This is a genomic window from Novosphingobium sp. B 225 (assembly GCF_002198665.1).
Classification (GTDB): Bacteria; Pseudomonadota; Alphaproteobacteria; order Sphingomonadales; family Sphingomonadaceae; genus Novosphingobium.
On sequence record NZ_MWLM01000056.1, the window covers coordinates 24,412 to 37,992 of the forward strand.

Genomic DNA, 13,581 nt, shown 5'->3' on the forward strand with positions numbered 1-13,581 from the left:
ACCCGCCATGACCGCAATCATTGACATCCACGCCCGTGAAATCCTCGACAGCCGGGGTAACCCCACCGTCGAAGTCGATGTGCTGTTGGAAGACGGCAGCTTTGGCCGCGCCGCCGTGCCCTCTGGCGCGTCGACAGGTGCGCACGAAGCTGTTGAACTGCGCGATGGCGACAAGTCCCGTTACCTCGGCAAGGGTGTACTCAAGGCGGTTGCCGCCGTGAACGAGGAACTGCGTGAGGAACTGATCGGACTCGACGCCGAAGACCAGCGCGACATTGACCTGACCATGATCGCGATCGACGGGACCGAGAACAAGGGCCGTCTGGGCGCCAACGCGATCCTTGGCACTTCGCTCGCCGTGGCCAAGGCCGCCGCGAACGCGCGCGGGCTGCCGCTCTACAGCTATATTGGCGGGGTTTCCGCGCATGTCCTGCCGGTGCCGATGATGAACATCATCAATGGCGGCGAGCATGCTGACAACCCGATCGACTTCCAGGAATTCATGATCATGCCGGTCGGCGCCTCGTCGATTGCCGAAGCCGTGCGCTGGGGTGCGGAAGTGTTCCACACCCTGAAAAAGGGCCTGCATGATAAGGGGTTGGCGACTGCAGTGGGCGATGAAGGCGGCTTTGCGCCCAACCTGTCGAGCACCCGTGCCGCGCTCGATTTCGTGATGGAATCGATCGAGAAAGCCGGCTTCAAGGCCGGGACCGACATCAAGCTGGCACTGGACTGCGCGGCGACTGAATTCTTCAAGAACGGCAAGTACGAGATCAGCGGCGAAGGGCTGTCACTCAGCCCGGTGCAGATGGCGGACTACCTGGCGGACCTGGCTGCGGCCTACCCGATCGTGTCGATCGAGGACGGCATGGGCGAAGACGATTTCGAAGGCTGGAAAGCGCTGACCGACAAGATCGGGCACAAGGTCCAGCTGGTTGGTGACGATCTGTTCGTGACCAACCCCAAGCGGCTGGAAATGGGCATCGCCAAGGGCCTGGCCAATTCGCTGCTGGTCAAGGTCAACCAGATCGGTTCGCTGTCTGAAACGCTGGACGCGGTCTCCATCGCCAATCGCAATGGCTACACCGCGGTCATGTCACACCGGTCGGGCGAAACCGAAGATGCGACCATTGCCGACCTGGCAGTCGCTACCAACTGCGGCCAGATCAAGACTGGCAGCCTCGCGCGTTCGGACCGGCTCGCCAAGTACAACCAGCTGATCCGGATCGAGGAAGAGCTGGGCGACGCGGCGCATTATGCTGGGGCCGGGGCGTTCGGGCGGTTGGCGGGCTAACCGCCGGGGGAACCTTCGCGCCGTAACTGCTGGAAATAGCACGCCATCTTGGCGTAGCCCTCGCTGGTGAGGTGGAGGAAGACCCGGCGCGCGTCGCGGGGGTCATCCTCGCGCCGAACAAGCCCGCGTCCCTCAAGGATCACCAGCCAGCGCAGCGCCGTGCTGTTGGGAACTGCAGCGCCGATGCAGGCGGCTGTGATTGAAAGCTGCTTACCGTCTGCCTCGGCAATGAACAGGTCAAGCAGCATGTCCCATGCCGGTTCACCGAACAGGGCATCGTCATTGAAAGCGCGGGAGCGGGCGCGGCGGCTGCGATAGATGGCGCGGGCCAGGTCCACAAATTCTGTTTGGGTTTCAGAGACTAACCGGGTGTAATCGGAAAGCTCGGCAAGCGCGGGGTCGGTCTTCGTCAACGAGGCTTGGGGTAACAGGGCTTCTGCAATGAGTTGCAGTTCTTCTGCCAGGCTAATCAGCTTGCCCGCCTCGATTCCAATGTTCTGGTACGCCTCCGGTTTTGCCATGACCGCCTGATAATACATAGGTGATCGACCGTGAAATCAGGGTATTCCCTTATTTCCACGATCTTTCCGAATGCGCCCGTGACAATTGCGTTATCAGGATTGATCTTAATCAGATTGTTGACCGGTAGATACGTAATTCACCATAGTTAGTTCAAATTGGACTATTCTTGAGGAGTTACATTCATTTTGAAGGTATTTTTATTCGATGAATTTTGTTGCAGCAATTCATGAATTGTCGCGTCAAGGTGCGCTGCGGCGATGTTTTCGCCTTGCGCATCCAGCTCGACCAGACAGGCGAGCAAGCGTTCGATGATGGCAGTGTTCACTTCAGCGATCCGTGTGTTCGATTTCTGTTGAATCGCGTAGCATGTGATAAATATCACAGAAAGGGCTCAAAGGCTGTGCCGTGCCCCGTTTGCGGGGGGTGACCCGCTTTGAGACAAGCGCGACTCTGAAACCGTGCTGCGGAACGTGGCGGAAACGACCGGGAATGGCCTACCTCGCCTCATTTTGCCTGGCTTGCCAGCTTCGGCCCGGTGGTTTAATCGTTCGCTTAAATAATCCTGGGCGAGGGCAGAGATGAGCGGAATTCCGACGCATCCGGACATGATCGAGGTTGACTGGCTGACCGGGCGGCTGCGCGCGGCGGGGCAAATCGACGATGAGCGGGTTATCGGGTTCTCCTGGCAGGCGATCGGCACTGGGCAAGTTGGCGATTCGGCGCGGCTGACCTTGCAGTATGACCGCGCGGGCCGGGGCCCGGCCACGCTTGCGGGCAAGTTCCCGGCGGCGGACCAGACCAGCCGGGGGACGGCGGCGGCGTTCGGGCTCTACGCCAAGGAAGTCGGCTTTTACCGCGAGGTTGCGCCGCAGCTTGATGTCCGTGTGCCCGGGGTGATCGCGGCGGAGATCGCACCGGACGGGGTCGATTTCGTCCTGATCTTCGAGGATCTCGGCCCGGCGCGCGGCGGCAACCAGCTCGCCAGCTGCTCCGCCGAAGACGCTCGCGCGGCGATCCGCCAGGCTGCCGCGATCCATGCGCCCAGCTGGGGCAATGCGGCGCTGACCGATCTGCCGTGGCTGCAACCGGTGCCGGGGCAAGCCGATCAGATCAAGGCGCTCTACGGCAACGCCCAGGTGATCTTCCGCGAGCGGTATGGTGACAGCCTTGAGCCGGAATTCATGGCGATCTGCGAGGAGCTTAACGACAACCGTGAGCTGTGGTTCGGGCGCGAAGGCGGGCCAAAGGCGATCCTGCATGGCGATTTCCGGCTCGATAACCTGCTGTTCGACATCAAGAGCGGGGCCGAACCCGTCGCGGTGCTCGATTGGCAGACCGTCGCGGTGGGCAATCCGCTGACCGACATCGGCTATTTTCTTGGCACCGGGATCGGCGATGCCCTTCGGCGGGAGTACGAGGACGAACTGCTGGGCCTCTACTGCGCCGAAATGACCGCGCGCGGGGTGCCGCTCAGCCGCGATGCGGTGTGGGACCATTACCTGGTCGGTGCAATCCACGGCATTTCGACCGCCGTGTTCAGTGCGGCCTATGTCGAGCGGACGCCGCGCGGGGACGAGAACTTCCTGTCCATGGCCCGTGGCGGCTGCGCTTTGGCGTTGCAGCATGGCAGCCTTGGCAAACTCAAAGGATAAGACCGATGCTGACCAAGGGTGACGACTTTCCGCTGCATCAAACGCCTGAGCCGGTGGCATATGCCGGGACCGACCGGAATTTTTACGATCGCTATTTCTTCAACGGCTATGCCCCGGACGGTTCGGGGTTTTTCGCCGTCGCATTCGGGATCTATCCGCATCTCAACGTGGCAGATGCCCATTTCAGCACGATCCGGGACGGGGTGCAGTATAACCTGCATGCCAGCCGCGAACTCAACATGGAGCGGCTGGATCTGCAAGTCGGGCCAGTGCGGATCGAAGTGCTGGAACCGCTGCAGAAACTGCGCGTTACGGTGGATGGCGAGGGGCTGAAGGCCGACCTGACCTTCACCGGCCGCGCCTTTCCGATCGAGGAGCCGCGCTTCATCCACCGGATCGGGCCGCGCACTTTCATGGATTACACGCGCCTCACCCAGAACGGCCATTACGAGGGCTGGATCGAGGTTGACGGCGAGCGGCAGGACTGCGCGCCCGGCACGTCCGGCACGCGCGACCGCAGTTGGGGGGTGCGGCCCGTTGGGGCGAGTGACCAGCAGCCGCACGGGCACGGGGTGGTGCCCGGCTTTTTCTGGCAATGGACACCGATCAACTTTGCCGACCGTTCGGTGTTCTTCCACGTCAATGCCGATGCCAAGGGCAACAAGTGGAACACCCGGGCAGTGATCGCGGCGGATGGCGCCGGGGCCGATGCCCATTTCGATACCGAAGGCGAGATGACATCACCCATGGCCAAGGGCACGCGCTGGCCGGAAAACGGCGTGTTGACCATCGATGGGCCGGACGGGCCGGAGGTGTTGACGCTTCAGCCGCTCGGCCGGTTCCAGATGCGCGGGATCGGCTATACCCATCCCAAATGGGGCCACGGCCAGTACCACGGCCCGCTGGCGATGGAGCGCGAGGATTTCGGGCTGGAGCAGTGCAATCCGGGCTCGATGGACAATTACCACGTCCAGCTGCCCTGCAAGGTGACAAGTGACAAGCATGGCGAGGGCTTCGGCGTGTTCGAACAGCTGATTATCGGGCCGTATAAGCCCTATGGATTCAAGGAATTCATGGACTTGGCGTGAATTCGGGCCGGGTGAGGCCGGGCGGACAGGCGGACAACAGGGTGACAGGTTGTCCGGCCTTATTCCGGTTTTATATCAACGTCTTATGCCAAATAAGGTGACACATGTGTGTTTTCGGGAACCAAATCCGGCGCGGAGGCGCTGGTGGCGGGGTGCGGGGATATTCAGACTGTCAAAGAGCAACCCGCCTTATCGCAGATTCGGGGCCTGTAGGAAAGTTGATCCGGTTTCATTCCCCCCTGCGCAGGGCCGCGCCGGCCCGCCGTTTTACCGAAACCCGGCCAGTATCACGGCTCGCTGGCGATTGGGCGATTGAGCATGAAGTTTTTGACCTGATGCAATGCGATCCGGGATCGATGGACAACTACCACGTCCAGCTGCCATGCAAGGTCACAGTGACAAGCACGGTGAAGGATTCGGCGTGTTCGAACAACTGATCATCGGGCCGTACCAGCCCTTTGGCCTGAAGGAGTACATGGATCTTGGCTGATCAACCCCTGTCGCGCTGGAAGTTGGCGCTCGTCCTGTTGCTGGGTCTGGCGATAGGTGCCGGTTCCGCCGTTCACTCGATGAAGCGCGGCGGACTGCGCGGGGCTGGGAGCACCGGCTGGCACGGCAATGCAGTGACCGGCTCGGTCGATGCCGATCCCTGGACCCGCGCGCGAGTGGCGCTAACCGGGCTGCTGGCGCTCAACAAAAGCCAGGCGATCTACTTCACCACCCAGACCGATGACAGCGGCGCCCGGCTGAGCGAGCGTTGCCGCTACCGCGTTTCGGGCGGGGCCTTGCCGGCGCGGTGGTGGTCAGTAACGGTCTATGCCGACGACGATTATCTGCCTCAAAACGAAGATGATGCCCTCTCGTTCGACGCGACCGAAGTGAAGCCGGATGCACGGGCGCAATGGAGCGCACTGGTTGCCAGCAAGCCGGAACCGGGGCTGCCTTGGGCGTCAAGCAACAAGGCGGGTGACTACACTCTTACGCTGCGGCTCTATAACCCGACCAAGGCGGCGCAGGAAGATTTCGGCACGATCCCGCTGCCCAAGGTCACCAAACTCAATTGCGGAGGTGCGGCATGAACCGCTCGGTCAAATATGCGCTGGCCTTTGCCGTGGCGGTTGCGGCGGGGCATGTCGGCACGATCATCGCCGCGCCGCGGGCGATCATGCATGTGGCGCTGAACAAGATGTCGGACGGAGGTAAACGGCTCAACCAGTTCAGTTTTGGGCCGCGCACAACTTCGCATTCGCGCACTGTCGTGCGGCCGTCGCCCGACCTGGCCTATTCGAACTGCGTCTATGACCTGTCGCAGGGGCCGATCCGGGTCAGTGCCGCGCCCAGCCCGGATAATGGCTATGTCTCGCTCTCGGTGTTTGATGCGCGGACTGACAACGTCGGGGTGTTCGATTCACTCCAGTTCCCGCAAGGGATCAGCTTTGTGCTGGCCAAGGCCGGGCAAAAGACCCCGCCCGGCGTATCGGTGGTGATCTCACCTTCGACCCGTGGGGTGATCCTTGACCGGCGGCTTGCCCCCAGCGCGGAACTGTTCGCAAAGGTCGACCAGGCCCGCCGCGCGGACAGCTGCGCGCCGCTCTGACGCAAGGCGATCGGCGCGCCGCTGATGTCAGCATCAGCAGCGCCGCAGTCTGGCTCATCCGGCGGCGGAAAGGCGCGCGAGCTGCTCCTCTGTCAGTACCAGATCGGCTGCTCCTGCCAGTTCGCGCAGTTGCCCGGCCGAGGTCGCACTGGCGATCGGTGCGCCGATCCCCGGCTGCACCCGCAGCCAGGCGAGCGCGATCTGCGCGTGGGTGGCACCGGTTTCGCGGACCACATCGTCCATCACCGCCAGCATCGGCGCGCCTTTGGTCAGGAGATCGCCCATCCGCGCGCCGCGCATTGATTTGCCCAGATCCGCCTCGGTCCGATACTTGCCGGTCAGGAAGCCCGAGGCGAGGCCGAAGAACGGCAACATGGCGATCCCGCGCGAGGTGCACAGCGCTTGCAGGTCAGGCCCATAGGCCGCCCGCGCGACCAGGTTATATTCGTTCTGCAGCACGCTGAACGCCATCACGCCTTGCGCATCAGCCGCAGCGAGCGCCTCGGTCAGCCGCGCGGCGTTGAAGTTCGACGCGCCGAGCGCACGCACTTTGCCGGTCTTTGCCGCTCCGCCAAACGCCGCGACAATGTCTGCCATCGCCAGTTCCTCGTAATCGCGGTGCGCGTAATAGAGGTCGACATAGTCGGTCTGCATCCGCTCAAGTGAGGCATCGAGCGAGGCCAGCACGCGGGCCGGTTCATACAGTTCCTTGCCGCCCAGCATCCCGGTCTTGGTGTGGAGCTTCATGTCGGCGCGCTTGCCGCTGGCGGCAAACCATTTGCCCAGCATCGTCTCGCTCTCGCCGCCCTTGTGGCCGGGCACCCAGGCCGAATAGACGTCCGCCGTATCGATCATCCGCCCGCCTGCAGCGTAAAAGGCGTCGAGTACGGCAAAGCTGGCATCCTGATCGGCAGTCATGCCGAACACGTTGCCGCCGAGGACGAGGGGGAGGCCGGCGATCGCTGGATGAGTCATGCAAACTTCTCCTTCAGCGCCAGCAGCGCCATCGCTGCCTTGGCCGCTTCACCGCCCTTGTCTTTCTGCTGCGGGTCGGCGCGGACCAGGGCTTGCTCCTCATTCTCGACTGTCAGGATGCCGTTGCCGATCGGCATGCCGTCCATGGTCAGCGCCATGATCCCGCGCGCGCTTTCGCCTGCGACGATTTCGAAGTGATAGGTTTCGCCCCGGATCACCACGCCGATCCCGACGAAGCCGTCATAGGCGCCGCTCTGTTCCGCCAGCGCGATCGCGCCGGGCACTTCCAGCGCGCCGGGGACGGTGAGGACTTCGACCTGGTGGCCCGCGGCTTTCAGAGCGGCCGAAGCGCCCGCGACCAGCATGTCGTTGAGATGGTCATAGAAACGCGCTTCAACGATCAGGAATTTCGCCATGTCAGTTCTCCGGGATCGGCCGTTCGCCGACAATGTTGATGCCGTGGCCTTCGATGGCGACGATGTTGCGGTGGGAATTGGTGAGCAGGATCATGTCGTGCACGCCAAGATCAGTCAGGATCTGTGCGCCCAGGCCGTAGCTGCGCAAGTCCATCGCCGGACCGTCGCGGCCGCCGACTTCGGCGCTGAGCTCGCCCGGCGTGGTCGGCATCAGCAACACGATCACGCCTGTGCCGGCCTTGCCAATCTCGGCCATGGCGCGCTGCAGCACCCGTTTGCGCGGGCCGGGTTGGCCCAGCACGTCGGAAAAGATCGAGATCCCGTGCATCCGCACCAAGGTGGGTTCGCCGGGCACGACATGGCCCTTTTGCAGCGCGATGTGGACGGTGCCGTCAACCTTGTTGCGATAGGTCTTGGCGATCCAGTCCCCGCCGTAATCTGAGGTAAACGGGGCCTGCGACACGCATTCGACCAGATGGTCGTGCTTGCGGCGGTATTCGATCAGGTCGCGGATCGTGCCCATTTTCAACCCGTGGCGGCGCGCGAAGGGGACCAGATCGTCCATCCGGGCCATGGTCCCGTCCTCGTTCATGATCTCGCAGATCACGCCCGAAGGGTTGAGCCCGGCCAGCCGCGAAATATCGACCGAAGCCTCGGTATGCCCGGCGCGGACCAGCACCCCGCCATCGCGCGCGATCAGCGGGAAAACGTGGCCGGGGGTGACAATATCGTCGCGGGTCTTGCCGGCATCGATCGCCACGGCAACGGTGCGGGCGCGGTCTCCGGCGGAAATCCCGGTGGTCACCCCTTCGCGCGCTTCGATTGATACGGTGAAGGCGGTTTCGTGGCGGGTGCCGTTCATCCGGCTCATCAGTTCCAGCCCCAGCTGCTCGGTGCGCTGCTGGGTCAGGGTCAGGCAGATCAGCCCGCGGCCATAAGTCGCCATGAAGTTGACTGCATCGGGGGTGGCCATCTGCGCGGGGATCACCAGATCGCCCTCGTTCTCGCGGTCCTCGTCATCGACCAGGATGAACATCCGGCCGTTGCGGGCTTCCTCGATGATCTCCTCGATCCCGACCAGAACCGGGGCCTCATCGCTGTCCCACAGGAACATTTCCAGCTTGCGCAAAGTATCGGCGGTGGGGTTCCAGCCGTCCTCGGTGCAATCGCGCAGAGTGTTGGCGTGCAGCCCGGCTGCCCGCGCCAATCCTGCCCGCGACATGCCGCCATCGGTAACGAGACGGCGGACCTTTTCGATGATGTTGGTGCTCATGACTCGGGAATATCACACTAGAGTGTGATTTCAAGGGACATCACATTGCAATGTGATTCAATCCCCCTTGAATACCGGGGTGCGCTTTTCCAGGAAGGCGTCGACCGCTTCGTTGTGGTCCTGCGTGGCGTGGGCCACGGCCTGCATCGCGGCGGACATTTCGAGCACGGTGGCCAGATCACTGCGGCGCGCTTCCCACAGCAAGCGCTTGGTCATCCGCACCGCAAACGGCGGGTTGGCAGCGACTTTGGCGGCAAGCGCGCGGGCGGCGTCCATCAGTTCGGTATCTGGCACGACCTTGCTGACCAGCCCGCAGGCGAGCGCTTCGGCGGCGCCAATCGTGTCCCCGGTCAGCGACATTTCCGCCGCTTTGGAAAAGCCGATCACGCGCTGCAGCAACCAGGCCCCGCCATCGCCGGGGATGATCCCCAGCTTGACGAAGCTCTCCGCGAACTTGGCGCTTTCGCCCGCGATGCGCAGGTCGCACATGCAGGTCAGATCCAGCCCCGCGCCGATCGCCGGGCCGTTGACCGCCGCGATCACCGGCACTTCCAGCGCCGCGAAGGCGAGTGGGAGGAGCTGGATTCCGCGCTTGTAATTGCCGCGCGTGCGGGCCGGCAGCCCGGCGTTAAGCCCGCCGCCGCCTGGCTTCATCGCGTTGATATTCCCGCCCGATGAAAACGCCTTGCCCGCCCCCGTCAGGATCGCCACCCTGGCGCTGGCATCGTGCTCCAGCCGGTCAAGCGCGGCAAGCAGGGCCTGGACGACTTCGTGGTCCGAAATCGGATTGCGCATTTCCGGGCGGTTGAGCGTGATTGTGACAATGCCCTGAGCATCGGCTTCGTACAGAACGGGGCTATCCATGGGGCAAAATCCTTATCCTATGGCATGGCCCATAAGGCCAAGCTGCGGGTCAAGGCAACAGGCGTTGGAGGAACCAGAAGCTGGCGGTGATCCCGATGGCATAGGTCGCGGTGACCACCGCCAGACGCTGGCGGGCTGGGGCAAACCGGCGCAGCGCGGCGAGCACCGCCAGGCACACGGCAACGATCACCAGCTGGCCGAGTTCAACCCCGACGTTGAAGGTAAACAGCGCCATCGGCACGTCGCTTTCAGGCAAGCCAATCTCGCGCAGGGCCCCGGCGAAACCGAAACCGTGGAGCAGCCCAAACAGGAACGCGACCACCCATGGAATCCGCTCGGACAGGCGCGGCGCGCCGGGTTGCTGCTTCACGATTTCCACTGCGAGAAATATGATCGACAGCGCGATCAAGGCTTCGACCGGGGCCTGGGCAAGGCCGATCAGGCCGAGCGTTGATCCGATCAGGGTAATCGAATGCGCCACGGTAAAGGCCGTCGCCGCGCGCACCACCACCCAAAGGTTGCCGAGCAGCAGCACCAGCGCGACCACGAACAGCAAGTGATCGTAACCGGCCAGGATATGTTCCACCCCCAGCACCAGATAGGTCTGCGCGACCTGCCAGCGGCCCTGCTTGGCGGTGACGGTGATCATCGGCCGGTCCTGCGTCAGCCGCTCGGCCTGAACCGGTCGGCCCAAAGGGGCAACGCGCAGCAGGGCGTCGGTATAGCCGCTCTCCAGCCCGGCCAGACCGACTTGCTGGCCTTCAATCGGTCCGCGGCAGGTGAACAGGCCGGTGGCGATCACCGAACCGCCGTCAAGCCGGGTGTTGCCGGGGGTCAGCGTGCAGAACTTCGGCATAGCGGGCCGCGCACGGGTGGCAACGCCGCCCAGGATCGGGGCTTTCCACACCATCTTCCAGTGCTGCGCGTCCTGCTGGGTCAGTTCCAGATAGCCAGGGCGCAGTTCGTCCGCGCGGGCGGGGGCGCTGCCCAGCAGCAGCAGGGCCAGCAGCAGCAAGACGGCACGCAAGTTCATTTCGGCTGCTCGATCACCACGTCGTAATTGGCCAGCACCTTGCGATAGGCCGCTTCCTCGGCGCGCTGGCGGGCAGAGTTGTGCCAGTCATTGGTGACCTGCTGGCGCACTTTTTCCAGTTCGGGCCTGGCCGGGTTTGAGCGCGCCGCGACGCGAACCACGTGCAGGCCCAGCCCAGATGAAACCGGCCCGGTCCATTGCCCCAGCGGCAGGCCGAGCAGGCTATCGGCAAACGGGCCGCCGAACACCGCCGCCACGTCGCTCGCTGCGTTCTGGCTATAGTTTGACGGGATCGGCGCGGGCTGGGCAAAGCGGTCAGCGGATTGTCCGGCCTGCAGCAGCTTCAGCGCCTCTGCCGCCTTGGCCCGCGCGGCAGGGCTTTCTGCGCCAAGATAGAGCTGGTCAAAGCTGTAGGTTACCTCTGCCGCATAGCGCGCCGGGTCCTTGTCGATCAGCTTTTGCAGCTCTGCATCGCTGGGGGTCGCGGCTTCGACATCGCTGGTGGCCAGCGCCAGCATCTTGTTGCGCATCCGCCGCATCACCACCTCGTCATCCTGATCGAGGCCGAGGCTCAGCGCCTCGCGGTAATAGACCTGATCGCGGACATATTCGGCGATCAGCCCGTCCAGTTCCTCTTGGCTGGGCGCACGGCGAAAACTTTCGGTCCAGCGATTTGCCAACCGCGAAACCAGCGCTTCGTTGACCACGATCCGCCGTTCGCCCAGATCCGGCGCACGGCCAGACATCAGCGCAAACACCAGCGCTCCTGCGATCAGGAAATGCACGATCGGTTCGCGCAGCAGATGTGCCGCGCCATTACGCCAGTTCACGTGTGTCCTTCCCGAGTCATATCAAACTCTTGCCCCGTTCGTGTCGAGCGAAGTCGAGACACCTGACACTGAGGTGCCTCGACTTCGCTCGAGACGAACGGGTGGGTTAGTTGCAATTCCATTGGAACGAACAGAGCTGGTTCACCCCGGGTTGTACCAGATCGGCGAGGTATAGGCGCGTTCCTGGCCTTTGAGCGGCACTTCCGGCCCCAGTTGCAGCTTGAAGCGCACCTTGTCGAAATTAACCCAGGTCGGGGTCGGGATTTCCAGCACGCGCAGGTAATAGAAGGCGCGCTGTCCCGCGTTGAATTCCGGATCGGCCCAAACCGTGGTCAGCGCGGGCGCGCCGATGGTGTTCTGATAGGTGGCATCGTCAGTGTTTACCGTATCGCCCACCGGGGTCAGCTTGCCGCCCGCCAGCTTGCGCGTATCGGCATTGGACCAGACCACGTCGAACACCTTTTCATGGCTGTTTCCGGCCGCATCGACCCAGCCCTTGACCACTTGCACGCGGTCAAGGTTGGCGCCGATCGGGTCCTTCAGCGCCGAAATCAGAAAGCTTGGCCGCCCGCCCGGCGCGGCATCGAGCTGCCCGCCCATCGGCACCCCGTGGGCATAGGCCTGCCGCACCCAATCGCCTTTGAGGTCGCTGTCCTTGAAGGCCCAGCCGCCAAAGAAGCGCACAGTCATGCGCGGGCCGGTGGTGGCGTAAACCTCGCGCCGTTGCATCGCGTCCCAGATCGCGCTGCGGGTATTGGCCTTGGCCCAGACCGCAGCATAGCCGCTGGCGAGGTAGTTCCAGCCGAACCGTCCCTGACGGGTCCCCAGGTTCTGCGGTTCCATCGTCCGGCCGGGACGTGGTTCGACATTGGAATGCTTGCCGAAATAGTTGTCCTCATCGGCGGTGGCGAGGCCGGTGTGACTGTCGGTCGATCCGATCACGCCGAACTTGTACGGGTTCTCGCCCGTCTTCGCTTCGATCAGCAGGCCCCGCTTCAACGCTTCGCGGACATAGCTGCCAGTCTGCATTTCGGGCGTGGTCTTTTCGGTCATCATCAGATTGCCGAGTTCCCAACCCGCTGTGCCATAGCCAGCAAATTCATCGTTCGGCGACATGAAGGGATGAGCTTCGCTGTCACCTTTGATCTGGGTAATTTCCACCACCGGTTCATGCGCCGCGCGGCGCTTGGCATAAGCTGCGCTCATCGGCCCGCCGTTCGGCTCGGTCAGCATGAACATCTGCCCGTTCGACATGTTCGAATTGTGCGGGATCGCCAGCACTTTGCCGCCAGTGTCTTTTTCATAGGCGTCCATATAGTCCCACAGCTTGTCAGGGGACGTCTGGCCGAACGAATCGATCGGGAACACCTTGCGCACTGTGTCTGCGCCATCGCGGAAAATAATGTTGCGATGCAGATTGTTACCGCCCTGCATCAAAGTATATTCGAACCCGAACAGGGCCGTAAACCGGCCCGGCGCGTTATAGCGATCAACGGTATTGATGTACTTGTTCCAGGTGGAACTGATCCGCTTGGCATTGCCATCGGGATTGATCAGCGATGGCGGCAAGGTGTTGTTCGCCTTGGCATCGATGATTTCCGCCACGGCCTTTTGGCTTTCGGCCTTGCCGGCGTGCATCATGTCATACCAGCGCAGCATCAGCGGTTCGGTGATCATCAGGCGCGGGGCGTTGAACAGGTCCAGCATCGAACCCAGCCCGTCGGAGTGATCGGCCACGACCAGGAAATCGAGCGGTCGATCAAGCTTGGCCTTGATCCCGGTGGAGGAGGTGACCTGCTGCCCCTGGGCAAAGCGTAGCGCATCTTCGGGCGAGAGCCGCGCGCCAAACCCGAAGGCATCGGGCGAATTGGCTGTGTGCAGGTGGGTATCACCCCAATAGACCCGGTCTGGATAGTCCGCCAGCTTGATGTCTGCTTCGCTGACCTTTCCGAACAGCACGGTCCGCGCCTGTTCGCAGCCCGACAGCATCATCGCACTGCCCAGCAGCAGGGCAGCTGTCCATTTCGTCTTGCTCAT

At 63.0% G+C, this 13,581-nt stretch carries 14 protein-coding genes; 5 read left to right on the forward strand and 9 right to left on the reverse strand.

The features are described 5' to 3' along the window. Positions 1-7: 7 nt before the first annotated feature. Positions 8-1,294 (forward strand): phosphopyruvate hydratase, encoded by a 1,287-nt coding sequence (gene eno, locus MNBBLIKP_RS09955; RefSeq protein ID WP_088310027.1) that lies wholly within the window; start codon positions 8-10, stop codon positions 1,292-1,294. Here eno and MNBBLIKP_RS09960 read toward each other — a convergent pair. Together MNBBLIKP_RS09960 and MNBBLIKP_RS18050 are read right to left on the reverse strand one after the other, a co-directional pair. Then, entirely contained in the window at positions 1,291-1,815 is a 525-nt protein-coding gene (locus tag MNBBLIKP_RS09960) for a MarR family transcriptional regulator (protein ID WP_140420576.1), read from the reverse strand. The two genes, eno and MNBBLIKP_RS09960, sit on opposite strands and share 4 nt — an antisense overlap. A gap of 161 nt (positions 1,816-1,976) precedes the next feature. Next, positions 1,977-2,141: a hypothetical protein gene (locus MNBBLIKP_RS18050; RefSeq protein ID WP_176399732.1), complete on the reverse strand. Its 165-nt coding sequence runs from the start codon at positions 2,139-2,141 to the stop codon at positions 1,977-1,979. A 253-nt stretch (positions 2,142-2,394) separates the two neighbouring features. Here MNBBLIKP_RS18050 and MNBBLIKP_RS09965 point away from each other — a divergent pair, with 253 nt between their 5' ends. The 4 genes from MNBBLIKP_RS09965 (at position 2,395) to MNBBLIKP_RS09980 (ending at position 6,153) form a co-directional block, all read left to right on the forward strand. Further along, positions 2,395-3,468, forward strand: coding sequence for an aminoglycoside phosphotransferase family protein (locus tag MNBBLIKP_RS09965; protein WP_088310031.1), 1,074 nt, complete (start codon positions 2,395-2,397; stop codon positions 3,466-3,468). Positions 3,469-3,473: 5 nt separating this feature from the next. Further along, positions 3,474-4,556 carry a hypothetical protein gene (locus tag MNBBLIKP_RS09970; RefSeq protein ID WP_088310033.1) on the forward strand — a complete coding sequence of 361 codons (1,083 nt, stop codon included), beginning with the start codon at positions 3,474-3,476 and terminating at the stop codon, positions 4,554-4,556. A 482-nt stretch (positions 4,557-5,038) separates the two neighbouring features. Next, positions 5,039-5,635 carry a DUF1214 domain-containing protein gene (locus MNBBLIKP_RS09975; protein WP_217896677.1) on the forward strand — a complete coding sequence of 199 codons (597 nt, stop codon included), beginning with the start codon at positions 5,039-5,041 and terminating at the stop codon, positions 5,633-5,635. Continuing rightward, positions 5,632-6,153, forward strand: a complete 522-nt coding sequence (locus MNBBLIKP_RS09980) for a DUF1254 domain-containing protein (protein WP_088310035.1) — start codon at positions 5,632-5,634, stop codon at positions 6,151-6,153. Before MNBBLIKP_RS09975 ends, MNBBLIKP_RS09980 begins: the two co-directional genes overlap by 4 nt. 54 nt (positions 6,154-6,207) lie before the next feature. Here the strand turns inward: MNBBLIKP_RS09980 and MNBBLIKP_RS09985 are convergent, their stop codons facing one another. From MNBBLIKP_RS09985 to MNBBLIKP_RS10015, 7 genes are all read right to left on the reverse strand, one after another. After that, positions 6,208-7,128 carry an aldo/keto reductase gene (locus tag MNBBLIKP_RS09985; RefSeq protein ID WP_088310037.1) on the reverse strand — a complete coding sequence of 307 codons (921 nt, stop codon included), beginning with the start codon at positions 7,126-7,128 and terminating at the stop codon, positions 6,208-6,210. Further along, complete coding sequence (gene ribH / locus MNBBLIKP_RS09990; protein ID WP_088310039.1) at positions 7,125-7,544, reverse strand: 6,7-dimethyl-8-ribityllumazine synthase; 420 nt, start codon at positions 7,542-7,544, stop codon at positions 7,125-7,127. Before ribH ends, MNBBLIKP_RS09985 begins: the two co-directional genes overlap by 4 nt. 1 nt (position 7,545) lies before the next feature. Next, positions 7,546-8,817, reverse strand: a complete 1,272-nt coding sequence (ribB, locus tag MNBBLIKP_RS09995) for a 3,4-dihydroxy-2-butanone-4-phosphate synthase (protein ID WP_088310041.1) — start codon at positions 8,815-8,817, stop codon at positions 7,546-7,548. Positions 8,818-8,874: 57 nt separating this feature from the next. Further along, positions 8,875-9,681, reverse strand: coding sequence for a crotonase/enoyl-CoA hydratase family protein (locus MNBBLIKP_RS10000; protein ID WP_088310043.1), 807 nt, complete (start codon positions 9,679-9,681; stop codon positions 8,875-8,877). Between the two features lie 49 nt (positions 9,682-9,730). Beyond that, positions 9,731-10,714 carry a HupE/UreJ family protein gene (locus MNBBLIKP_RS10005; protein ID WP_088310045.1) on the reverse strand — a complete coding sequence of 328 codons (984 nt, stop codon included), beginning with the start codon at positions 10,712-10,714 and terminating at the stop codon, positions 9,731-9,733. Further along, positions 10,711-11,544 carry a peptidyl-prolyl cis-trans isomerase gene (locus MNBBLIKP_RS10010; RefSeq protein WP_088310047.1) on the reverse strand — a complete coding sequence of 278 codons (834 nt, stop codon included), beginning with the start codon at positions 11,542-11,544 and terminating at the stop codon, positions 10,711-10,713. The genes MNBBLIKP_RS10005 and MNBBLIKP_RS10010 overlap by 4 nt, the downstream gene beginning before the upstream one ends. 141 nt (positions 11,545-11,685) lie before the next feature. After that, complete coding sequence (locus tag MNBBLIKP_RS10015) at positions 11,686-13,581, reverse strand: DUF3604 domain-containing protein (protein WP_088310048.1); 1,896 nt, start codon at positions 13,579-13,581, stop codon at positions 11,686-11,688.

Coding starts and splice junctions, on each gene's coding strand:
- MNBBLIKP_RS09980 (WP_088310035.1), top strand. CDS start 5,632: ATGAACCGCTCGGTCAAATATGCGCTGGCCTTTGCCGTGGCGGTTGCG.
- MNBBLIKP_RS10000 (WP_088310043.1), bottom strand. CDS start 9,681: ATGGATAGCCCCGTTCTGTACGAAGCCGATGCTCAGGGCATTGTCACA.
- MNBBLIKP_RS10015 (WP_088310048.1), bottom strand. CDS start 13,581: ATGAGCAAGACGAAATGGACAGCTGCCCTGCTGCTGGGCAGTGCGATG.
- MNBBLIKP_RS10005 (WP_088310045.1), bottom strand. CDS start 10,714: ATGAACTTGCGTGCCGTCTTGCTGCTGCTGGCCCTGCTGCTGCTGGGC.
- MNBBLIKP_RS09960 (WP_140420576.1), bottom strand. CDS start 1,815: ATGGCAAAACCGGAGGCGTACCAGAACATTGGAATCGAGGCGGGCAAG.
- MNBBLIKP_RS09985 (WP_088310037.1), bottom strand. CDS start 7,128: ATGACTCATCCAGCGATCGCCGGCCTCCCCCTCGTCCTCGGCGGCAAC.
- ribH (WP_088310039.1), bottom strand. CDS start 7,544: ATGGCGAAATTCCTGATCGTTGAAGCGCGTTTCTATGACCATCTCAAC.
- eno (WP_088310027.1), top strand. CDS start 8: ATGACCGCAATCATTGACATCCACGCCCGTGAAATCCTCGACAGCCGG.
- MNBBLIKP_RS09965 (WP_088310031.1), top strand. CDS start 2,395: ATGAGCGGAATTCCGACGCATCCGGACATGATCGAGGTTGACTGGCTG.
- ribB (WP_088310041.1), bottom strand. CDS start 8,817: ATGAGCACCAACATCATCGAAAAGGTCCGCCGTCTCGTTACCGATGGC.
- MNBBLIKP_RS09970 (WP_088310033.1), top strand. CDS start 3,474: ATGCTGACCAAGGGTGACGACTTTCCGCTGCATCAAACGCCTGAGCCG.